1 protein-coding gene is annotated in these 541 nt (G+C 51.8%); it reads left to right on the top strand.

Features of this window, described 5'->3' with window-relative positions; all coding sequences use genetic code 11:
- Positions 1 to 36 precede the first annotated feature (36 nt).
- The coding region (locus AWU74_RS07705; RefSeq protein ID WP_306701082.1) for an AAA family ATPase at positions 37 to 541 on the top strand (505 nt) is incomplete at its 3' end.

Below are 541 nucleotides of genomic sequence, written 5' to 3'. Positions count from 1 at the left end.
GACATTCTAGACGAGATTGCGCCTAAAAATATTCTGATGATTGGTCCTACGGGCGTAGGCAAGACCGAAATCGCCAGACGGCTTGCCAAGCTCTGCAATGCGCCGTTTCTGAAGATAGAGGCGACAAAATACACCGAAGTCGGCTATGTAGGGCGCGACGTGGAATCAATGGTGCGCGATCTTGCGGCGATTGCGTTCAATATGGTCAAGACCGAGATGAAAGAGGGGCTGCGGAAGACCGCGGAGATCCGCGTAGAGAACGAATTGCTCAACATTTTACTCCCCGGAAGCGAAAAAAACAAAAAACACAAAAAAGCAGCGCCGCCGTTACCCGTCATATCGTCAAACGGAAAAAATGCGTCGGCGGAGAATAACAGCGAACATGCTTCTGCCGGAGATACAGGCAAAACCGAAGCGCTGGCAGATTCAAGCGCTGAAACGAAATCAACCCGCGAAAAGTTCCGCACAATGCTCCGCGAGGGCAAGCTGGAGTCTCGGACGATAGAAATCACCGTTCAGAGGCAGCACAATATGCCACAGC

The organism is Treponema endosymbiont of Eucomonympha sp. (assembly GCF_001028545.1).
The sequence above is the reverse complement of the archived record's forward strand: the minus strand, read 5'-3'. Positions and strand labels throughout refer to the sequence as shown.